Origin of the sequence: Vibrio sp. 1641, from assembly GCF_033339995.1 — a bacterium.
Lineage (GTDB): Bacteria > Pseudomonadota > Gammaproteobacteria > Enterobacterales > Vibrionaceae > Vibrio > Vibrio alginolyticus.
Map to the genome: position 1 here is coordinate 288378 of NZ_JAWOVP010000002.1, position 20360 is coordinate 308737.

Annotated in this window: 20 protein-coding genes and 1 riboswitch; of the genes, 4 read left to right on the forward strand and 16 right to left on the reverse strand. The window is 44.4% G+C overall.

The window, feature by feature from the left end:
* Positions 1–66 precede the first annotated feature (66 nt).
* Both R7Z47_RS05350 and R7Z47_RS05355 read left to right on the forward strand, forming a co-directional pair.
* The gene (locus tag R7Z47_RS05350; RefSeq protein WP_005373669.1) at positions 67–447 is read left to right on the forward strand and encodes a hypothetical protein; all 381 of its coding nucleotides are present in this window, start codon (positions 67–69) and stop codon (positions 445–447) included.
* 83 nt (positions 448–530) lie between these two features.
* A complete protein-coding gene (locus tag R7Z47_RS05355) occupies positions 531–1130 on the forward strand; it encodes a thiol:disulfide interchange protein DsbA/DsbL (RefSeq protein WP_005373667.1) in 600 nt (199 codons plus the stop codon).
* A 70-nt stretch (positions 1131–1200) separates the two neighbouring features.
* On the opposite strand, the gene R7Z47_RS05360 is transcribed toward R7Z47_RS05355, so the two are convergent.
* From R7Z47_RS05360 to R7Z47_RS05425, 14 genes are all read right to left on the reverse strand, one after another.
* Positions 1201–1446: a hypothetical protein gene (locus R7Z47_RS05360; RefSeq protein WP_005373664.1), complete on the reverse strand. Its 246-nt coding sequence runs from the start codon at positions 1444–1446 to the stop codon at positions 1201–1203.
* Positions 1447–1598: 152 nt separating this feature from the next.
* Positions 1599–2042 (reverse strand): DUF3429 domain-containing protein, encoded by a 444-nt coding sequence (locus R7Z47_RS05365; protein WP_005396352.1) that lies wholly within the window; start codon positions 2040–2042, stop codon positions 1599–1601.
* 10 nt (positions 2043–2052) lie between these two features.
* Positions 2053–2598 carry a glutathione peroxidase gene (locus tag R7Z47_RS05370; RefSeq protein WP_025767949.1) on the reverse strand — a complete coding sequence of 182 codons (546 nt, stop codon included), beginning with the start codon at positions 2596–2598 and terminating at the stop codon, positions 2053–2055.
* A gap of 104 nt (positions 2599–2702) precedes the next feature.
* Positions 2703–3359, reverse strand: coding sequence for a 3,4-dihydroxy-2-butanone-4-phosphate synthase (gene ribB / locus R7Z47_RS05375; RefSeq protein WP_005373655.1), 657 nt, complete (start codon positions 3357–3359; stop codon positions 2703–2705).
* 113 nt (positions 3360–3472) lie between these two features.
* A riboswitch (FMN riboswitch) is annotated at positions 3473–3613 on the reverse strand.
* Positions 3614–3717: 104 nt separating this feature from the next.
* Positions 3718–4335, reverse strand: coding sequence for a hypothetical protein (locus tag R7Z47_RS05380; protein WP_005373653.1), 618 nt, complete (start codon positions 4333–4335; stop codon positions 3718–3720).
* Between the two features lie 117 nt (positions 4336–4452).
* Positions 4453–6306, reverse strand: coding sequence for an MFS transporter (locus R7Z47_RS05385; protein ID WP_262606692.1), 1854 nt, complete (start codon positions 6304–6306; stop codon positions 4453–4455).
* A 146-nt stretch (positions 6307–6452) separates the two neighbouring features.
* Positions 6453–7211, reverse strand: a complete 759-nt coding sequence (locus R7Z47_RS05390; protein WP_225496424.1) for a helix-turn-helix domain-containing protein — start codon at positions 7209–7211, stop codon at positions 6453–6455.
* Positions 7212–7850: an HD domain-containing protein gene (locus R7Z47_RS05395; protein WP_017819864.1), complete on the reverse strand. Its 639-nt coding sequence runs from the start codon at positions 7848–7850 to the stop codon at positions 7212–7214.
* Positions 7851–8098: 248 nt separating this feature from the next.
* Positions 8099–9376, reverse strand: coding sequence for a cytosine deaminase (locus R7Z47_RS05400; RefSeq protein ID WP_258631834.1), 1278 nt, complete (start codon positions 9374–9376; stop codon positions 8099–8101).
* Between the two features lie 9 nt (positions 9377–9385).
* The gene (codB, locus tag R7Z47_RS05405; RefSeq protein WP_258631836.1) at positions 9386–10624 is read right to left on the reverse strand and encodes a cytosine permease; all 1239 of its coding nucleotides are present in this window, start codon (positions 10622–10624) and stop codon (positions 9386–9388) included.
* 805 nt (positions 10625–11429) lie between these two features.
* Entirely contained in the window at positions 11430–12776 is a 1347-nt protein-coding gene (locus R7Z47_RS05410) for a magnesium transporter (protein WP_005373641.1), read from the reverse strand.
* 112 nt (positions 12777–12888) lie between these two features.
* A complete protein-coding gene (locus R7Z47_RS05415) occupies positions 12889–14211 on the reverse strand; it encodes an ABC1 kinase family protein (RefSeq protein ID WP_005385593.1) in 1323 nt (440 codons plus the stop codon).
* Positions 14212–14312: 101 nt separating this feature from the next.
* Positions 14313–15536 carry an HlyD family secretion protein gene (locus R7Z47_RS05420; RefSeq protein ID WP_262606691.1) on the reverse strand — a complete coding sequence of 408 codons (1224 nt, stop codon included), beginning with the start codon at positions 15534–15536 and terminating at the stop codon, positions 14313–14315.
* A complete protein-coding gene (locus R7Z47_RS05425) occupies positions 15536–15862 on the reverse strand; it encodes an MFS transporter (protein ID WP_017635162.1) in 327 nt (108 codons plus the stop codon). The genes R7Z47_RS05420 and R7Z47_RS05425 overlap by 1 nt, the downstream gene beginning before the upstream one ends.
* A 107-nt stretch (positions 15863–15969) precedes the next feature.
* Here R7Z47_RS05425 and R7Z47_RS05430 point away from each other — a divergent pair, with 107 nt between their 5' ends.
* Positions 15970–16971 (forward strand): AraC family transcriptional regulator, encoded by a 1002-nt coding sequence (locus R7Z47_RS05430; RefSeq protein WP_213874319.1) that lies wholly within the window; start codon positions 15970–15972, stop codon positions 16969–16971.
* An 86-nt stretch (positions 16972–17057) separates the two neighbouring features.
* Here R7Z47_RS05430 and R7Z47_RS05435 read toward each other — a convergent pair whose 3' ends face one another.
* Positions 17058–17747 carry a hypothetical protein gene (locus R7Z47_RS05435; protein WP_213874318.1) on the reverse strand — a complete coding sequence of 230 codons (690 nt, stop codon included), beginning with the start codon at positions 17745–17747 and terminating at the stop codon, positions 17058–17060.
* 12 nt (positions 17748–17759) lie between these two features.
* Positions 17760–19301, reverse strand: coding sequence for a hypothetical protein (locus R7Z47_RS05440; protein WP_213866822.1), 1542 nt, complete (start codon positions 19299–19301; stop codon positions 17760–17762).
* 366 nt (positions 19302–19667) lie between these two features.
* Here R7Z47_RS05440 and R7Z47_RS05445 point away from each other — a divergent pair, with 366 nt between their 5' ends.
* Positions 19668–20360, forward strand: a complete 693-nt coding sequence (locus R7Z47_RS05445) for a response regulator transcription factor (protein WP_262606690.1) — start codon at positions 19668–19670, stop codon at positions 20358–20360.

The window sequence follows — 20360 nt, forward strand, 5'->3', positions numbered from 1 at the left end:
GTCCGTATCTTGAAGTCAAACCGTTATCATGTATTATCTTAAATCACCATTTTCCTTGATGTAGCTATGTTGAAGTTTAACCGTACATTGTTGACTGCGATAGTTTGCTTAGTTGCTATGCTTTTGAGTAGTGTCGCTCCTGTGGCGCAGGCTTCCGCTCCGATGAAAACAATTGAAGTACGCGATCTTATTGTTCAACAGGCTGCTCTACACAAACAACTTGGCGTCAATGACGACTGCGTAGAATCACATCACGATGAGTCAGCCATCAATAAGGCACAACAATCTCACACGAGTTGTAGCTCTTCCTGCATGGTCAAAATTCCCGCCAACTTATCTCAAAACGACTTACTGCTTCTTCCTTATAGCCTTGCTTTGATTGATAGGCCTCTAGTCGAAAAAGTAGTGACAGTGATCACCAAGCTTTATCGTCCTCCGATTGTTTAATTCCTCATCTCAAATTACTTGGGGTTTACCCCTTTTTACCAAATGAAATGATTTGGCATTTGAATGCCACAAGGAAATAAACAATGAAAAAACTACTTGCCTTATGTAGTGCACTTTTACTGACTTTTACCGCTCATGCAGCGCAATTTGAAGAAGGGAAGCACTACAAAGTTCTGGATGTTAAGAAAGCATCGAAACCTGTTGTGACGGAATTCTTTTCTTTTTATTGCCCACATTGCTACAAGTTTGAGTCGCTTATTGAGCGTTTAAAACCTGCTCTGCCAAAAGAGGCAAAGTTTGAAAAGGTACATGTGGGGTTCATGGGCGGAGATATGGCGATTCCGATGGCCAAGTCCTACGCGACGATGGTGTCGCTCGGGGTTGAAGATACAATGATTCCTGCCATGTTTGCCCAAATTCATCAAAAGCGACAAGCGCCAAAAGACGAAGCTGAGCTGAAACAACTCTTCGTTGATAATGGCGTAGAAGGTAAGAAGTTTGATGCGGCTTACAACAGTTTCGCCGTAAACTCAATGCAGAAAGGTTTTGATAAGCAATTTTCTGCCAGCACGTTAAGAGGGGTTCCGGGTGTGGTTGTGAACAATAAATACATTGTTTTGGCCAACGAAATTCGTACTTACGACGAGTACAATCAATTAGTTAATTACTTATTGACGCTGTAACTGTAAATAGCATTGAGGCTTAAAAATGGCGACGGTAGAGTCGCCATTTTTTATGCTTATCACACTCGTATTATCTAAGAACGCTTGTACATGCTTGAGTCGGAACACTAGTCATAAATATGGCATGCGGATAAAACAAGCTAGCAGCAGTGATTGCAACATTACATGGCTGAGCAATCGTGGTTTTAATCACATTGGTAAGCACGGCACCTGTATTATTTACTGTTTGAGCGGCGGCTTGTTGTGCCTGGTAAGACACGCAACCTGTCGTTGCATTGATCATCGCAGTGCTAAACAAAAGTTTGCGAAAAAACATATTCATATCCTTTGTGAATGCTTTGAATTACTTATATGTGGATTGATTCATAAATGAAACGAAACAGTGTTCAAAATATGTGTGCATTCACGAAATGAACATTGTTTTATAAAAAGACGTTTTTTTGTGATCTTAGTACTGGACAGACCAGGTTATGAAACTAAAGCCAATCCGTGCATTACGATTACGCCGAAGGTCAGTTTGCTCCTCATTCCTTGATATCCCTTGGGCTCGGCGTCTTGTTCGACTTTCCTCACGAGCTTTTCTGCATACCAAACAGCAAGGTACCCAATTGCTAAGAGTAGGGTTGCGACTGCGTAATGTTTGTGGCCCTGCAGTAATGCGCCCCAAGCCAGTAAGACAAAAAGGTTGCTGAGAATTAATATATTTCGGCTAAGGCGATGGTAGTAATGCTCAATGCCATTACCCCAAAGGATGCCGGATAAAAAACTTAATATAACGGCGCTATATGCGATGAAAAATTGCTGACCACTTAAATTGAAGAGTGAGATGTCAGTGAAAATCAGCCCTAAACTAAACACAAATGGAACCAGGCCTAAGTAACCGAGTTGTAGCATGGTTGAGCGTGTTGTCATGGTCGTCACCTTATAATTGTTGCTCTATCATATTGGTAAGCGTAGTACTTGTCGGTGATGTGGAGCTTGGAAAAGTAGCAATAACTTTACCTTCAGAGCTAATTAGAAACTTGTAGAAGTTCCATTTTGGTTTTATGCCTGCTTGGTTGGTAATTTGGTTGAAGACTGGGTTCGCATCTACACCTAATACTGAAGAGCGAGCCATCATTGGAAAGGTGACCCCGTAATCGAGATAACAGACTTTCGCTGTGTTTGTTTCGCTTCCTCTATCTTGTCGAAAGTCATTGCTCGGGAAACCGATAACGGTGAAGTTTTGGTCTTTGTAAGTTTGATAGAGGGTTTCTAACTGTTCGAACTGAGGAGTGAAGCCGCACTGGCTTGCTGTATTGACGACCAGAAGCGTCTTTCCCTTAAAGCTTTCGCATAGATCGACTTCTTCCGTTGAGTTTAACAACCTTTGCTTACCTTGGAGAATATCAGGGCACTCAGATGCAAGAGCAAGCGAATTCATGGAGAGAAAGCTAACGAGAGCGGCGAAGTTCAGTAATCCTTTCATGGTGTTGTTCCCCTTGTTTTCAATAAGTATAACTACTTAAGTGCAAAGAGGATCGATCAAAAAAGCCGCACAAATGCGCGGCTTTTTCAAGAGCTGAGATCTGACTATGCCAGTTTCAACTCGAACTGGTTCAGGTACATTACCATATCTTCAATCGTCAGTACCGGCATGTTGTGCAGGCGACCGAATGCTACGATCTCCGGTGCCTTTGCCATCGTGCCATCTGGATTGGTCACTTCACACAGTACGCCAGCGGGCTGAAGCCCTGCCATTTGCATCAGATCAATCGTACCTTCTGTGTGACCACGGCGAGTCATTACACCACCTGGACGTGCGCGCAGAGGGAATACGTGACCCGGGCGAGCAAGATCTTCCGGTTTTGCGTGCGGGTTTGCCGCCGTTTTAATGGTCGTTACGCGGTCTGCTGCTGAAACACCCGTTGTTACACCAACTTTCGCTTCAATAGAAACCGTAAATGCGGTTTGGTTTGCGCTGTTGTTGTTTACCACCATAGGAGGCAGTTCCAGTTTGTCTGCTTGAGCATCTGTTAAGCACAAACAAACGATGCCGCTACATTCGCGGATCATCAATGCCATTTGCTCGTTAGTGAGGTGCTCGACTGAATAAATGATATCGCCTTCGTTTTCGCGATCTTCATCATCAAGAAGCAGTACGCCACGGCCTTCTTTTAAAGCGATAAGTGCGTTTTCAACGCGAGTAATTGGGTCGCCGAATTCGGCAAGTAGTGATGACTGATTCATGGTTAACTCCTAAATTTCACCAGAATCAGGGCGGTATGAGAGATCGCCGTAAAATACGATCAAAAAGAAGTGCACCAGCATTCTTAGCGATCTGACTCGCTATGCTGGTGTATTCTTATTCTCTTTCATCCGGACTATAACCGTCGGCTCTGGCATCTCACCAGATCTGCTGACCTCGACGAATCGAGCGCTCGCGGGCTCACTTGAAAAAGTATACCGCCGGTGGGGAATTTCGCCCCGCCCTGAGAACAATTAAAAATGTACCACTTCATCTAAGTTGTGAAGAAGTGGAGCTAGGATAGTACTGCGAACTGAATAGCTTGGAAAGTCGATTCCATCTGTATGATGGAAAAGTGTGCTATCGACGGAAATAATCTGTGCGAATAAAGTGATCAATCTGCTGCGGCACGAAGGTGTTGTAAATCAGGCTCGTATGCGTTTGCTTCACTTCGATATGATCTTGCATACCGTCCAGTCTTGTCTCTTCTACGGTAACGGTACCGTCCGACATGGTGTTGTCATTACGGATCAACAATGGGCGAGCGCCAATCGGCATCGTTCCTGCGATACTGCCGAGTTTTTGAGGGAAATCCCAAGCGTCATCATGTTTGTTTAATCCGTGGTGTGGCGAATTGCCTAAAATTGCACCCAATCCGAGATCTTGAATTCGACCTACAATGGACGCGCCTTTCAGAGGCGAACCGATAGCGACAACATGAGAGATTAAGTTAGTGCTCGGTTTTCTGTTGGCGAGATAGCGCTTAATCATCAAGCCTCCCAAGCTGTGTCCCACGAGCACGTTTGTGGTCAGTGGATTAAGCGAATGATCAATAGAATCAAACAGTGAAGACTCATCGATAGCAACGGTGTTATAGCTGAGTACTTGCGTTTCGTATCCGAGTTTTCTCAGCTTTTGGCTAAGAGGCTGCATGACCAGCCCATGCATATAAAGACCATGTAAGATGATGATTTTCATAATACCTCCTAGATTTATGACGTCGTAGATATCCTACTCTAATTGACAAGAAACTACTTGTGCTTTGTGGTGCATATTTACGTTTTGCTGCAAAGTTTGACTGCTGTAGCAAGCGACTCAGCCCAGTAAATCCTGTACTTGTTGTTGCAATTGATGACGATTTAAAGACGCAGGACTTAACACTTCACCGATAACAACATCCACTTTTGACCAAAAACGAGTCGGTCGTTTTGTGAGAGCATGTCCGCCTTTGTGGCTGAAAAAAGAACCCCAAAGCCCTTTTAACGCCATAGGGATGACAGGAACAGGGTTACGTTCAAGGATTTTCTCTACACCAGGGCGAAACTCACCCAATTGACCGTTAGACGTTAAACGACCCTCAGGGAAGATACAGACAACCTCACCGTCGTTAAGTGCTTGTTCAATCTGTTCAAATGCTCGTCGGTAAGTGTCGGCACACTTACGTGGAGAACAGATCGGGATAACACCGGCATGACGGAATACATATTTAAGAACAGGTAGCTCGCTGATGGATTTGTCCATCACAAAACGAACCGGGCGAGTAGAGGTTCCCATCAAAATCAATGCATCGACATAGCTAACATGGTTAGCCACGATTAACGCAGCACCTTGTTCAGGAATATGTTGGCGCCCCTTTACGGACACACGATACATACAATGGCTGAGTAAATAACTGATAAAGCGTTGTGTGAATTCCGGTACTTGACGATAGACATAGATTGCCACGAAGAAGTTACCTATTGCCATCATGACAAACAGTTCCACAATAGAAAGCTCTAGTACGCTGAGTACAACGATCGAAACCAAAGCAGACACCACCATAAACAACGCATTCATGATGTTGTTAGCAGCAATGGCACGTGCACACTCCCCTTTGTTTGAACGCGATTGGATGAACGCATAAAGAGGAACAATAAAGACACCGCCGCTTACACCAACAAGGAACAGGTCAATCATGACGCGTAGATGTTTTGATTCAGCAACGAAGCTTTGAACATCATAAAAGTGCACCGGAAGTGATGGATAACTTGGGACTGCCCATAGCAAGTCGACGCCAAAGACTGTCAGACCAAGGATACCGAATGGCAAAATACCAAGCTCAACGTGGTTGAAAGAGAGCTTTTCACACAACCAAGAGCCTGTCGCGATACCAATGGAAAACAATGCCAACAGTAAAGAAACGACAGTGCTATCTGCGAACAAATGTTCGCGTGCGAAGTTAGGGAATTGAGTTAGGTAAGTCGCACCCATGAACCAGAACCAACTGATGGCAAGAATAGACATCCAGATGCCTCTCTGCTTTTTTGCCACTTTTAACGTGTTCTTTAAACCAGAAATCGGTTCAAATTTCGCTTTGTCATTTGATTGGCTAGGCATCGCTGGAATATTCACGCTGCTCATGAACCCAAGCAAAGACAAGGCAATCACGGTACAAGAAGCAATCAAGGTACCATTAGGAATGGCTAGCAGCAGGCCTGCGCTAAGCGTACCTATAAGAATCGAAAGAAACGTGCCCATTTCAACCCAAGCATTTCCTTTAACAAGCTCATTTGGTTTGAGCGCTTGTGGTAGTAAGGCGTATTTCACGGGGCCAAAATAGGCCGATTGAGTGCCTGTCATAAACAGCAGAACCAGCATCAGCATGGCACTTTGGGTGGCAATAGCGGTTGCTGCGCAAGACATGATAGCCAGCTCGATGAGCTTTAGATGTCGGATTAATTTGGCTTTGTCCATGCTGTCAGCGACGGCACCAGCATGCGCTGAGAATAGAAAGAAAGGTAGGATGAATAAGCCGGCCGCCAAATTAACGAATAGATTGACGGATATTGGTAGGTTATCAATTTGGCTGTATGTCACCATCAATAACAGAACGTTTTTGTAGATGTTGTCATTGAGTGCGCCAAGGCATTGTGTCACAAAGTAAGGAAAAAAGCGTTTTGAGAAAAACATACGGGCCCCGATTAAACAAAGTCGAATGAGATGGGAGCACTTTATGCTCAATGAACGATTAAACCAGCTTTCTCTTTCAAGTGACGTTGTATGCCACCAAAAGTAACGAAATTCGTTACTTTTATTTCCATTTGTTTATTGAGTTACTAATTGCGAGACTTCTGCGTAGGTTTTCTTTCCCATGGTTCAAACAGAGGGAACGTCCAACGACGCATCGCAATAATCACAGAGGTGCCGTGCTTTTCGTCCATATCGAGAGAGCTATCACTTTGGCAAGCCTGATAAAACTCATCGATGACCTTTTGCAGTTTCTGTTGTAGCTTCTTGTTGGTTGGTACACTCATCAATCCTGTTGCCATGGAGAACTTTTCATCTTCACCAGAAAAGTAGCTTTGGAAAAAGGCGTCTTGAACTTGCTGTTGGAAGAACCGTTGAATAGGGCCGCCCATCTGCCACTTAAATGTCGGAGATATACGCAAACGAATTTTGTTATTTGGCTGCAAGTCGATGATGTTCAGCCGATCCAAATGAGCAAGCTTTTGCACCAGTTCCAACTCATTGAAGGTATATTGCTGAACGATTTGTTCAAACTGATAGCCATTTACAACACAGATCGCCACGAGCAGCAGGGCTTTATCGTCAACCAGCTGCTTTTCTTGCTCTAACGTTAGCGACTCTAAACCTTTATTGTGCGCAGCCGCGAGCTTAAATAGTTCCGCCATTTCTAAACCAATCAATTGGCAAATTCGTTCTAAGCGCTCAAGGCTAATGTGCTGACCTTCAGCGAGTAAACGTTTGACGCTTCCTTCACTTAAATCAAGGTGTTGTGCAACATCGGCATAATGCAGCCCAGCTAACTTTAGTTGGCGTTTAAGCTCTTTAATTAACGTATAGCTTTCTGACATTTACGCTGTTACCTCGTCGTGTAACTGCTCTAGGTACGTTTGCATAAAGGTTTTGCGTTTTTGCGCTTCGCGTCTTGCTGACTCTGTGTTCATGGTTTCAGCGATTTTGAATAACTTGGTCTGAAAGTGATCCAGAGTGAATTGTTTATCGTTAAGTTCACGTTCTTCGGCAAATATATCGCTGTCGTTGTAAAGTTGCGCGTTAAATTGAGTGCTGACTTGAATGCATCGCGTCACGCCAATTGCGCCTAAAGCGTCCAGACGGTCGGCATCTTGGACGATTTTGGCTTCCAACGTATTTGGCCTGATGTTTGCGCTAAAGCTGTGTGCCTCTATCGCATGAGCAATGGCATCATGATATTGCTGCGGATAATCGATACTCTCTAAAAATGCGACCGCTTTTTTGGCTGCGATGATTGAGCTCTCTTTGCGATTTGGGTGATCTTTCGGGTAAGTAAAGCAATCATGCAAATAGGCAGCCGGTAATACAATCGCGATGTCTGCATTTTCTTCTTTGCAGAGCTGTTTCGCTGTTTTGACCACGCGTTTTACGTGTTTAAGATCATGAGCTGCATCTACTTGCATCTCTTGCTGCATAAATTCCAAAAATTGCGGTTCTATCTGGCTTAATGACGTCATGGTTCATATCTACAACTAAAATGAAGTCAGAAGTATGCCCAACGCTTAGAATAATTTCCAAGTGCGATGGTGTAATTGAGATTCAGCCACCAGAACCTTGTGCAACGTTTGGTACTGAGCCGTTTTATATGGCCTTTCAATGTGTTCAGTGGTTTATGAGACAAGAATAGACAGAGCGAGCAGTGATGTTTACCAGTAGAAAAAAGGCCTGACGATGTCGTCAGGCCTTGCTCTTTTCGCCGATCTTTTTAGCGTTTGAACGTTACTTGCTCTGCTTGTTCAAGATGAATATGAGTTGTCGCAGGCTGTGTTTCTGCAATCACTTTACCGTGACGAACAGAGTAACGAACCGGCACTTGGCGACGTACTGCGTCAAAACCATTTTCTGCGGGAAGAATCAGTAAACTACCAGGTTTGTCTTCTTCAATGCCGTGCTTATCTTGAATGTTCAGTGTACGTGCTGAATTGGTGCTGATCAGATCCAGTGAGTTGTTGATTTGGTCGTAACCCATCACCTGGCACACGTGCAGACCCATATGCAGCACTTGCAGCATGTTTGCAGTGCCTAGTGGGTACCAAGGGTCAAATACATCATCGTGTCCAAAGCAGACGTTGATGTTGGCATTCAGCATCTCTTTCACTCGTGTTACGCCGCGACGTTTTGGGTAATCATCAAAACGGCCTTGTAAGTGAATGTTCACCAATGGATTTGCCACGAAGTTGATACCGGACATGCGTAATAAACGGAACAGGCGAGATGCGTATGCACCGTTGTAGGAACCCATCGCTGTTGTGTGACTGGCCGTGACTTTATTCCCCATATCAGACTTGTGCGCTAATGCTGCCAGTGTTTCAACGAAGCGAGATTGTTCGTCATCGATTTCATCACAATGCACGTCGATCAGGCGGTCGTATTTTTGCGCTAACTCGAATACGTAGTGCAGCGATTCAATGCCATATTCGCGTGTGAATTCAAAGTGTGGAATCGCGCCAATCACGTCCGCACCTAATTTGACGGCTTCTTCTAGCAGCTCTTTGCCATTTGGGTAAGAGAGAATTCCTTCCTGCGGGAAGGCGACGATTTGGATATCTACCCATTCTTTCATCTCTTCACGCACTTCTATCATCGCTTTTAGGGCAATTAGGGTAGGGTCTGAAACATCGACGTGGGTACGAACGTGTTGTACGCCGTTTGCTATCTGCCATTTTAAGGTTTGTTTTGCGCGCGCTTTCACGTCTTCAATCGACAGCATTTCTTTGCGCTCAGCCCAACGTTCAATACCCTCAAACAATGTGCCAGAGATGTTCCAGTTTGGCTCGCCTGCGGTTTGAGTTGTATCTAAGTGAATGTGTGGCTCGCAGAAAGGCGCAACCGCCATACCGCCTTCAGCATCGATGATGTCACCGTTATGACTAAGCTCCACATCGTTGCTTTCAATGCGCTTGAATTGACCATCTTCAATCAAAATTTGCTGCAGACCTTCTTGTCCTTTTAGCATTACGTTTTTGATCAGTAGTGTTGTCATGATGGTTCCTTACGCTGGCTGTGTAGCCAGTGCTTTTTTGTTAAGAATAGGATTAAGAATCAGGAAGCTAATTGCGCCGCCAAGTACAGCGTTAATCGGCACTACGCCAGGCAGGAAGTGTCCTGCACCAACGCCAATCACGACAGCGATAATGCCAGCCCAGTTAACGTTTTGGAATTGGGTGGCTTCAAAGTTTGCGTAGCGTTTACGGTTCGTGAAGAAGTCAGCGATGATCACACCGCCAATCGGTGGAATTGCCAAAGATAAGAAGGTCAGCCAGCCAACAAAGTTATTGTAGAGCCAGAGAGCGCAAAGTGTGCCAACAAGACCGTTCGCCATTGAGATGTATTTACTTGGTAAGCCTGTGATGTTGGAAAATCCAAGACCCGATGCGTAGAGCGCGTTGTCGTTGGTCGTCCAGATGTTCAAGCCAAGAACGATGATAGCTGGAATAAGAAGACCTTGCGCGATCATCACTTCAGAGATGTCTGATTGACCCGTCACCGACGCACCTGCCGCGCCAAAGATAAACATTAACGAGTTACCGATGAAAAATGCCACCATGGTGATCATCACGGCGCTGCGCGGCTTTTTACCAAAGCGTACGAAATCCGCCGTTAATGTACCAGCACTGACAAAAGAGCCGACAACCATCGCGAGAGCTATTGAAAAATCGAGTGGCTCGGTTGGTTGAACCTGTTGTAGTTCGCTTATACCGCCAACACTATTTACTGCCTCGATGACAGAGTAGCCGCCAAGTAGCGCAATGGCAGGAACGGCAATTGCTGACAACACCATCAGTGCGGAGATGCCAAAGTAAACGGTCGCGGTCATGAGCAAACCGGAGACGAGGATCAAAGTATTGGTATCGATGCCCGTTGCTTTGTGCACCGGAATCGCAAACATCGCGACACCAACTCCAAACCACCCAACTTGAGTACCGCCAAGAAGAGCAGAAGGAAGCCAAGAGCCTTTAGAACCAAAAGAGAAACGAGCAAGAAGGTGAGTAGAGAGACCAGTAGAAGCGCCGATGTAACCGAGGAAAGAAGTGTAAATACCGAGGATTAGGTTACCGATGAGAACAGCGAGGAAAAAATCATTAAAGGAGAGCCCAGTACCGAGAGAACCCCCAGTCCACATACTTGCGGAGAAAAAAGTGAGTCCTAACATCACCATTGTAAGTGACGCCACGCCTTTTCTGGCCGTGTTAGGAACTGGTCCAAGACTGTAGTTATTGTCTCCAGCCATTATTACCTCCGCACATTGAAATATTAAATTATAGCACCTGATTTTCAGGCAAACGGCGCGTATTATCGTGATGTAAATTTAATAGTCAATGATAAAATTGCAATTTAAACGTTTGCTTTGTTTTTGATGTGTATTTTTTCTTTTAATAACAATGGTTTGATTTTTAAATTCTAAAGGTGGAAATTTTGATTTTACGTATTTTCTATGATTTATAGACAGGTTTTCCATGTGAAATGAATGTTTTGAATTGCTATTTGTTTTTATGGATTAAATTTATCTATAACTCTGGATTGTTCAGTCGATTTCTATGAAAAGAAAACGATTTCATGATGAGGTTTTTGGTTTGGACGTTATTTGTTCTTTTCTTGGGTGTGTTTTCTTGGTTTTATTTTATGTAGGTGATTTATTTTTGTTGAAGCTGGCATTTCTAATGGTTTAGTGAGCGAATATTTGAATTTTATAAACAGTAAACAATCTGTTGTGGGTAAGAAAAGTACAACCGAGCTCGGTCAGAGGATAAGAGGGCAATAGCCACATAAAAAAATAGCCAACCGCAAAGAGTGCGATTGGCTTATATACATGTGAACAAAATCAAGTTCACTAACAACGTCAGTTGGCTAGGTGACCCTCGGCTTAAGAAGGGTCGATTTATATAATGCAGTTACTGTGCCAACTTTAATATGCCCTAAAATACGTAGTTTCTGTGACATGCGTTGCTTAAAGTTTGAGTGTGTTTGCAATTTGCAACTGCGTTATGCAATTTGACTCTATTATGCTAATGATTGATTAATAAACAATGAACCTTTTAAAGCATGACTAAACTCGCCGTTCCTAAAAAGGCGAAAAAACCAACTACATCTGTCACTGTTGTTAGAATCACCGAGCCAGCCAAAGCGGGGTCCAATTTAAACTTATCCAGAATGATGGGAATCAGCACACCAAATAAAGCTGCGGTAATAATATTGACGATAATGGCCAGCGCGATGGTCCCACCTAGAACCGGAGATTGAAACCACAATCCGGCGAGCCCGCCGATGATTAACGCCCAAGCAATGCCGTTCAGAGAGCCAATACCCAACTCATTTTTCAATAGCTTGAAACGGTTACCTGGGGTGATCTGATTAAGCGCCATCGCACGAATCATTAGAGTGAGCGTTTGGCTGCCAGCAATGCCCCCCATGGATGCAACAATTGGCATGAGCACCGCCAAAGCCACCACCTGCGCAATTACATCTTCAAATAGTCCGATAGTGACAGACGCCAAAATCGCAGTAAGCAAATTGATGCCTAACCAAACACCGCGCTTTTGCGAGCTTTTTAATACTGGCGCAAACAAGTCATCGCCTTCATCCATACCTGTACCGGCCATCAAACGTGCTTCGTAGATTTCACGCTGTGTACTCAATGCAAACTGCCAATCGACTTCACCGATCAGTGTTTGGTCTGCATCAGTTACAGGGAGAGCGGGCAGTGTGCTGTGTTCTAATGCCTCTACCGCTTCAGGAAGCATCATTTTACTGTCTAGAACCGTCACAGCCTCAATAACGAGTGTTTTTAAGCGAGTATCGGGGTCACCACGTAAGATATCGAAGTAGTTGACCGTTCCACGATACTGTTTATTACGATTAATCAGATACACCTGTTGAGGCGTGTCGTAGCTATAGCGCTCCATTAACTGCTTAGCTGTCCCAATCGTAATGTTGAAGGGCAGGGTGATGATCTTACGTTCAGCCCAGTGGCCGAGTTCTTCATCAGCATACTCGTTTGCTTGATCGTAAAGTTCCAATTCATCTTTTTCTATCAACGAGAGCGCTTCGTTGATGATCGACTCTGGCAACGAATCGGCCCATTCGATGAGCGACAAGTTGTCGAGTTTAGCGAGAGTGAGCTTTAGCTCGACTTCAGATAACGCATTGATGATAGAGAAACGTACGTCCGCACGCATTTCCGTTAACACGTCGATATGTAGCTCTAGTGGTAAAGCTCGCCATAAGCGAACACGATCGTCGATTGGAAAGGCTTCTAGAATCAGGGCAACCGCGCCGGGCTCGAGGCCCGCTTCAATAGATTCATTGAGCGTTGCGACTTGATCCGCTTCTTCGGCTTGGCCAATTTGCTGGATTAGAGTGGAGAGATCTTGAAACTTGCTCACCGAGTACCCCGATAGTTAATTCGTTTTATGGAAGTATGGCATGTTATTGAGATGCACAACTATGCATCTTAACCTTGCTCAAGGTACTTGAAAGTAACAGAAAAACAATAGGCTATTCGCTGTTGATGGTGAGATATGGCTGTACCAATTGGCGAATGTTCACTTTTGCGCCAATACGGGCTGCCAGCAAGTACATTCCGCCGATTTTTCTGTGCAAAAATAGGGCATCTGCTGGTGGAGTATGCCAGTATTCTTGCTCCATGCTTAGAATGGTGCCAGCCTCGCGAAGCTTTTGTGCTAAGCCGCTGGCTTTAAAGTCATAAGGCTCATCGACCAACATAGGTTCACATGCCATTTTCACTAGATCGAGAATCGCTTGGCGTTGGTCTGGAAGGATGGTTTGGCTGAAGAAGCCTATTTGTTCAAGCGCATCATTCAAGCCTTGTTCGTCATTGTTAACGACAGATGCGAAAGCTTGGCGATAGCCGGTACTGAACCGTTCGCTGTATTCGCGGGTCGCACCAAAGTCTAGCAAGCCGATTTGACGAGTGTTTTCGATATATAAGTAGTTGGCGAAGTTGGGATCGGTTTGCACCATCTTAAATTCGAACAGCTCTCGAAACAGTAATTCGAGTAGGCTGTGCATGACAAAATCCCGTGTACTCTGATCATAATGTTCGATTTGCTCAATCGGACTGCCATCAATGAATTCCATCGCGAGAACGGAGTCTGAGCAACTTTCAGTATGAATCTTCGGTACGACAAAATGAGGGTGCTCCTTCAAAGCGTCATGATAACGAATGGCAAATTGCGCCTCTCGTGCGTAATCGGCTTCATCATGTAGCTGTTTTTTCGCTTCTTCGAGCAATCCTTTGTAGTCGACAGACTCGGGAATCAACCCAACGACCTTGAGCAGTGTACCGACATTGTCGACGTCGCTATCGATACTTTTCCGTATGCCCGGATATTGCACTTTGACGGCTAGGTTATCGCCCGCATCGCTGTAGGCTTGGTGCACTTGTCCTATTGATGCACTGGCGATTGGTTTGAAGTTAAATGACAGAAACTCAGCTTTCCAATTCGTTCCTAGCGAACTTTCCATTACTGCGTTGAGTTGTTTTGCAGGCATTGGGTCTGCGTTGGAACGAAGACGGGAAAGAATATCGGCAAGTTCAGGTTCTAAAACATCACCAGCATCCATTGATAGCATTTGACCAAGCTTCATTGCAGCGCCACGCAGGTGAGCAAGTTGGTCAGTTAAGCGCGCGATGTTCTGTGGCGTCAGCAAGAGGTCTTTCGCTTTTGGTTTGTTGCCTTTGGCTATCTGTTTCGTGCCTTCTGCAATCACATTGCCTGCGACACGGGTAGCAAGTGAAGCGAACTTGCTGAATCTTGAGATGCGATGGGTAGGTAGGCTTCTTTCCTTTGCCGACATGAATCTTCTCCGCTATTTACTAACTAATTGTTATACGGGAAAAGGATATGTTTGGATACAAATGAAAAGAAAACCGCCAGCGTAACTGGCGGTTTGCGAGTTTAGATAGAGTAGAAGAAGTACAGTTGAGACTTCATTCGGATGATGATCCCGCGAATCACATCTAAGAAGGCCATGAAGCCTATCGGTTTTTCACCGCTGACCCATGCGAGGCCAACAGAGCCAACAGGGATGTCGTAGCCTTCTGGCTCATCAATCTTAAGACGAACAAAGTGGTGTTTGTTCTGTAAGTTCTTTCCAGTGGTGACACGTACGGAATCATCGAAACCCAGTAGATTACCTTGTGACTCACCTGTTGCTTCAACAATGCCTTCGACGGTCGCTGAGAAGATCTTACCTGGGTAAACGGACGAAGAGAATTCCGCTGGCTGACCCGGTTTGATGTTACGAATCGCCTGATGGTTGACCCGCATCAGCACATACTTCTCGTTAGTGTACATGTTGATACGCGGCATCATCGATACACGCTGACCTTCACGCAGGATAAAGTTGGTGACAAAGCCATCTGTTGGGGCATGAACTTTTGTGCTATTCAAATCCCATTGCGCTTTTGCAATTTGCTCTTCAGCTTGGCGCAGTTCGGCTTGTTTGGTTTCAACTGCAAGTTCCGCTTTATGAATCGCCAGTTTTGCACGGGAAATATCGACTTGTTTCTTCTTGATTTGAGACTCAAGGGTTAACACGTTGTGACGTGCCATATCTACCGTGCTCGATTGTTTGTCGATATCGCTTTCCGTGATGGTGTTTTGCACCACTCGGTTTTGCTCAACATAACGATCTAGCATTTTTTTCTGCAATTTGTAGTCAACTTTCGCCGCTTCCAACTGGCTCTTAGATGTTTCTAGATCTTGCACTAGCGCCTCGTGGTTAGCTTCTTCAATCTCGATGTCGCCTTTTGCCGTAGCTAATGCAACGCGAGCAGAATCAGCGGATACGTTCGCTTGATTTAATGCGATTTTGTATTGCGTTGGGTCAAGTTCATAAATGATCTGACCTTCTTTAACTTTCTGATTCGGCTCAATGTAAATGTGGTCAACTTTACCTTTTACATTGGTTGAATCTGGACGCAATTGGATGTGTGGTGACTGCACGACAGAACCGCCGGATAAATCCATCGGGGTGAAGTTAATCAAACCTACCCAGACGAACATTAGCCAACCCAAGCCGCCAAGATAAGCGAACGATTTGGTTGCTTTGTTCCAAGGCATGCCAACCAAACGCAACAGATAGATGAAGAGTGCCCATACCGCTAAACCTTCTAACATTATGCTTCCTCTTTTGGCTGTGTTTCTGTTTGCGGTTTACTTTTCCATGTATCACGCAGATTGATGATGGCTTTTTCCATATCAACGAATGCAAAGATCACGGCTAGCACCCAAACCCAGTGCCAGACAAACCCTATCCAGGTAAGCGCAGTGATGAGCCCTATCTGATGATGGTCTTTGCTGTGTGCTTTATTGATAGGTAATTCATGGATTTTCCAAAAGCCGTAACACGCGCCCGCGACACTCGCGATTAAAACGACAGCAGCGACAACATGTAACGCCGTATCTGCGCCTGTACCGACAAATGGGACACTCAGTAAACTCATTAAATACTCCTCTATCAAACTGTTGGCGTATTGTGATCTGAATTTGATTTGCGGCTTTCTTTGTGACAGATTCAATCACTATAGGATTAAATTTGATGTAATTGGTTATGAAAACGGTTCGGTTTATTCGCGCGATGGGCATTCTAAACATGCATAACCTCGCGTTATCTAAATACAATTTGGACTCGGATGAGTTAGGGATCCCAGCATCGGTGTTTCGTAACCCAATGACACTGATCCCGCTAAAAGCCGTTGCGGAATGGTATCGTTGTGTTGAACAAGCTAGTGGTGACCCGGATGTGGTGTTGAGTCTCAGCCGAGGTATTGAACTGCAAACGCTAGGGCCAGTGGGACGCTGGTTATTCTCCGGCAATGATTTAGCCAGTACCATTCGGCGAGTGAATTATGGTGTGAGCAACCTACAATCAGGGGCGTTTTTTGCTGGCGAACAGTCGGGTAAAATCATCAAATGGACTTACCACAACCCGTTTATAGAAACGTCAGTAAAGGTGCACGATAGTATCCGCTGTGCGGTATTTATGATTAAGGTGTTACGCGAATTTCTTGGCAAAGATTACCAGCCTTTACGTGTCAAGGTTTCAGGCTCGAGAAAAAATACTGAGCGATACCGGGAATATTTCGGCTGCGAGGTGGAATGGAGTCAGCCAAAAACAGAGATATGGCTCCCGGGAGATGACCGACTAGCTTCTCGCCAAGTGAGCCATCGAGAAGACAACCGTCTAGCGATGAGTTTTTCCGATTTGGATGATTTGCTTAATATGCCCGACCCAGAAGATGAGTTGAAAGTGATTTATGAAGTGGTGAATTACAGCAGCCATTATGGATTGCCAACGTTAGAGCGCGTGTCTTCTCTGCTTGATTTATCTGAACAGCAGTTTCAACGTCGTTTGCATAAATTAGGGCTCAATTTTTCGACGGTTTCTGGCTATGTATTGAGTAATATTGCAGCTGGTTTGTTGAGTAAGCGCGTGAGTATTGATGACATTGCCACGCGCCTTGGTTACACCAATGTGGCGAGCTTCAATCGTATGTTTAAGAAACATCGTGGATTAACGCCCAAGCAGTATACGGGAAGATTAGAGAAGTAGTGCTCCACTTATCTCTATGAGTACAAGCAGTAAAAGCCCTCAAAGTTGAGGGCTTTGTTATTTTTTTGTGTCGTTTTATGTGGTGGCTATTTCTTAGGACGCCAACTTAGTGCACTTGCAACAGCGCCGATGGCAATTACATCCTTTTTTTGTTCGCTAAGTTCAGGGAGCATCTGTACCACAATGGTACCGTTCGTCTGCACTGCGGCAATTTCTTGTGTGCCTTCCTTAAAGCTATAACCCAATGGAATGTCTACCGCCATCATGGCGTCAGGACTAGTATGTACAGTTTCTACATTAAAGTGGGTGCTACCAATACGCACTACGCCTGTCTCTTTTTTCTCAAAGCTGATGTCGATGAGAGCGGATTTTGGCTCCATCGCAAACTCACCGACTTTTTTACCATCTTGAGTAATGTCACAGGTGTAAGGATCATTCCCACCAAAATCGACGCCCATGTAGTTAACCGACATACCGCCTCCGGTGCAGTTCAAAAGCCAAGTTTCCCCGCTGTCGATACGAGTCACTTCTGCGCCCATTGAACCTTCTTTGAAAGAGATACGGTTAAACCAACTTGAGTTAGAAGCACTGCGTGAATACTTGCCTTTGTACTTACCAGCAAAATCAAAATGGCCATCTGCACCGAATCCCCAAAAATCACCGTCGGTTTTGATCAGCATTTCTGGTTGTGCTTTTACGGCATCAGTACGATCCATGACGGCTAGGCCACCACAACCAACAAGGAGCAAGGGAGCGAATAGAATAAGTTTCTTCATGTTTTTCATTGTTTATAGCTTGGTTACATCTAGGGTTTGGTCGGTGAATTGGATGTTCTGAATGTCGTACAACTCGTCAGTGCCTGTATTTGGGCACTCAACAGAAACACTCTTTGCTTTGATAACAGTACATTCCGCCAGTTTGTGTGGCACGATATAGGTGTTGATACCGCCTTCACCATAAATGCTGTTGTCTTTGCTGTTGCCTTCAAAAGTATTGTTTTGATCATTACCGATCACATTCATCGCGTCGTCGCCAATGATCTTCACTTTTGTTAGCCACTGAGATTTGTAGGTGTACGCTTCTATCAAACCATCTTTGTTGGGAGCCATACGGAAGGTAGGTACTGTGCCTGGACTTGTCTTTTCTGTGTAGAGCTTGACGCCCGCAGAGTCGATATTCGCGGTATATTGCAAGTATCCGTGGAATAAGCCACTGATCCAATCAACGGCTTGTGGATCTTGGGTTTGCATTTCTTCACGCGTTAACGCTTGGTAGCCATCTAAACCATGTCCGTTTGCTTTTGCTACGCCCATGTACGCTTCAAAAGCGGCAGCAAAATATTCGTGAGAATATGAAGGGCCCGTTTGTTTCACACTTTCAGGATCGAAGTCGTCCGATTTCCAATCGTCCCAGTCATACTGAGTAGGGCGCCACACCGTCGGTTTGCCCGATTGAATATCGTTATAGATGCTTAACGCATGAGCTTGAATGTCATTTTGCAGTGCCGCAGTCGCCGTGTTAGGTGCAATACCTTGCGCTTGGACCAAGTGTAAAATTTCTTCAAAAGCGGCGTCTCGTTCGGCTTTTTTACCAAGATTGGCGCAGTAATCGGCAAAATTACTCATGTAATGGCAATCGCCTTCAACTGTCAGTTCTCGATACATTAAAGATTGGCTATTCCTTAGCCAGTTTGGTGTTTCTTTACTAGTTACTAATGTTGACGCGATAGATGTGACAAGTGTATCCATATCATCTTCGTTAAGTACCATCATGCTTACAACAAACTTTTCTAGAGAACTCGTATCAAAAGAGTGTGCTAAGCCCGAGTTTGTAACTGCGTCGTTCAGTTTGTCTTGGCGAATCAGTTCGTTGATAAAGATTTTGGTTAACATCTCATCATTCTGTTCGTCGTTTTCGGTCAGCATTAGTGTGGCATCACGCTCGGCTAATGTCTTAGCGATACGAGACTTGTCAGCACCGTACTTAGAGTCTGGTTGGTTTGTGAGAAGGTGTTGGATGATTTTGGCTGCACGAAAGATTTTTTCATTATTCGCACCGTCATCAACAGCCACAATGTGAAATGTATCGTTGTTGTTTGCTTCGGAAAGGGAGATTTTCACATAGTGGGTGAAGCCCGAATCAGCAGCCACTTTTAACTTGGCTGGAAACTTTGTAGAAACGACAGTTGGGATTGTGACAGTGCTCAATGTTGGCATTGGTGGTGTTGGAGGTGTCGTTGTCGATGGTTTCGAATTAGATTCACTGCCGCCACAAGCAGTTAGACTTATCGCGCAAAATATGGCTAAAGGTGTTAATTTGGAATATCTCATTTCATGTTACTCGTAGACTTTATTAGAGCAGGAAACTTAGAAGCAACATAAAGTCCTGTCTATATAAGCAAACTAAGTCATATATGTTGATATTATTTTTTGGTAAGACCTATTATTCGATATATTTAAAAATATAGTGGATTTTTATTCTGAATTTTATTTTCTATGTGAAGCTATATTCTGATAATGAATAAAACCTCAGGTTATTGCATGGCTTTAGGGGTATAGAATGATTAGGATTATCGTATATGTATGGTTTGTAAGCGTATGTAAGCCTGCGTTTTATTAAAATTATCATTTAAGTAGGTTGCGCAGTATAGGACGAGCGATATACTCCCTCCATCATATTGGTGGAGTAAATGATTCATGGTGGGTAATACAATCTTACTGGTAGAAGACGACTCAGAGATTGCTCGATTAACCAAAATGTACCTCGAAGCCGAAGGATATACGGTAACTGTCATCGATAACGGTCAAAATGCATTAGAAACGATTAAGGGGCTCAAGCCGGACCTAGTGCTGTTAGATTTGATGTTACCAGGAAAAAATGGCGCAGAAATATGTCAAGAGGCGCGTAAGTTTTATCATGGTATTATCATTGTTTTGACTGCGACCGATGATGAAATGAGCGAGGTGAGCTTATTTAAGTTTGGTGCTGATGATTACCTTACCAAACCGATAAAAGGCAATATCCTTCTCGCCCGTATTAAAGCAGCGTTGCGTCGCTATTGTCGTCAAGTTGATATCGTTGAAGAAGAAAAGCTGAGCCGATATGGCATTAGTCTTTGTCTTCGTCGCTCCCAAGCATTTTATTTGCAAAAAGATATTGGTTTAACGAGTTCTGAGTTTGAAATTTTAGAGCTCCTGATGCTGAATGTCGATAAGCCAGTATCTCGTGAATCATGTTGCCGTCTTGCCCGAGGCATTGAATACTGTATTACTGATCGTTCGATTGATATGCGTATATCCTCACTAAGGAAGAAATTCTCTAAGGCTCATATCCATACGGCTACCATTAAAACCATACGTCACCACGGCTACATGCTGACAGGTAAATGA

What these genes read in the sequence shown, in the direction of transcription:
- R7Z47_RS05350 (WP_005373669.1), top strand. Translation starts at nt 67, where the DNA reads ATGTTGAAGTTTAACCGTACATTGTTGACTGCGATAGTTTGCTTAGTT.
- codB (WP_258631836.1), bottom strand. Translation starts at nt 10,624, where the DNA reads ATGGCTGGAGACAATAACTACAGTCTTGGACCAGTTCCTAACACGGCC.
- R7Z47_RS05395 (WP_017819864.1), bottom strand. Translation starts at nt 7,850, where the DNA reads ATGACGTCATTAAGCCAGATAGAACCGCAATTTTTGGAATTTATGCAG.
- R7Z47_RS05380 (WP_005373653.1), bottom strand. Translation starts at nt 4,335, where the DNA reads ATGAAAATCATCATCTTACATGGTCTTTATATGCATGGGCTGGTCATG.
- R7Z47_RS05360 (WP_005373664.1), bottom strand. Translation starts at nt 1,446, where the DNA reads ATGTTTTTTCGCAAACTTTTGTTTAGCACTGCGATGATCAATGCAACG.
- R7Z47_RS05400 (WP_258631834.1), bottom strand. Translation starts at nt 9,376, where the DNA reads ATGACAACACTACTGATCAAAAACGTAATGCTAAAAGGACAAGAAGGT.
- R7Z47_RS05440 (WP_213866822.1), bottom strand. Translation starts at nt 19,301, where the DNA reads ATGAGATATTCCAAATTAACACCTTTAGCCATATTTTGCGCGATAAGT.
- R7Z47_RS05385 (WP_262606692.1), bottom strand. Translation starts at nt 6,306, where the DNA reads ATGTTTTTCTCAAAACGCTTTTTTCCTTACTTTGTGACACAATGCCTT.
- R7Z47_RS05365 (WP_005396352.1), bottom strand. Translation starts at nt 2,042, where the DNA reads ATGACAACACGCTCAACCATGCTACAACTCGGTTACTTAGGCCTGGTT.
- R7Z47_RS05355 (WP_005373667.1), top strand. Translation starts at nt 531, where the DNA reads ATGAAAAAACTACTTGCCTTATGTAGTGCACTTTTACTGACTTTTACC.
- R7Z47_RS05420 (WP_262606691.1), bottom strand. Translation starts at nt 15,536, where the DNA reads ATGTTAGAAGGTTTAGCGGTATGGGCACTCTTCATCTATCTGTTGCGT.
- R7Z47_RS05370 (WP_025767949.1), bottom strand. Translation starts at nt 2,598, where the DNA reads ATGAAAGGATTACTGAACTTCGCCGCTCTCGTTAGCTTTCTCTCCATG.
- R7Z47_RS05445 (WP_262606690.1), top strand. Translation starts at nt 19,668, where the DNA reads ATGGTGGGTAATACAATCTTACTGGTAGAAGACGACTCAGAGATTGCT.
- R7Z47_RS05425 (WP_017635162.1), bottom strand. Translation starts at nt 15,862, where the DNA reads ATGAGTTTACTGAGTGTCCCATTTGTCGGTACAGGCGCAGATACGGCG.
- R7Z47_RS05390 (WP_225496424.1), bottom strand. Translation starts at nt 7,211, where the DNA reads ATGTCAGAAAGCTATACGTTAATTAAAGAGCTTAAACGCCAACTAAAG.
- R7Z47_RS05415 (WP_005385593.1), bottom strand. Translation starts at nt 14,211, where the DNA reads ATGTCGGCAAAGGAAAGAAGCCTACCTACCCATCGCATCTCAAGATTC.
- R7Z47_RS05435 (WP_213874318.1), bottom strand. Translation starts at nt 17,747, where the DNA reads ATGAAGAAACTTATTCTATTCGCTCCCTTGCTCCTTGTTGGTTGTGGT.
- ribB (WP_005373655.1), bottom strand. Translation starts at nt 3,359, where the DNA reads ATGAATCAGTCATCACTACTTGCCGAATTCGGCGACCCAATTACTCGC.
- R7Z47_RS05430 (WP_213874319.1), top strand. Translation starts at nt 15,970, where the DNA reads ATGAAAACGGTTCGGTTTATTCGCGCGATGGGCATTCTAAACATGCAT.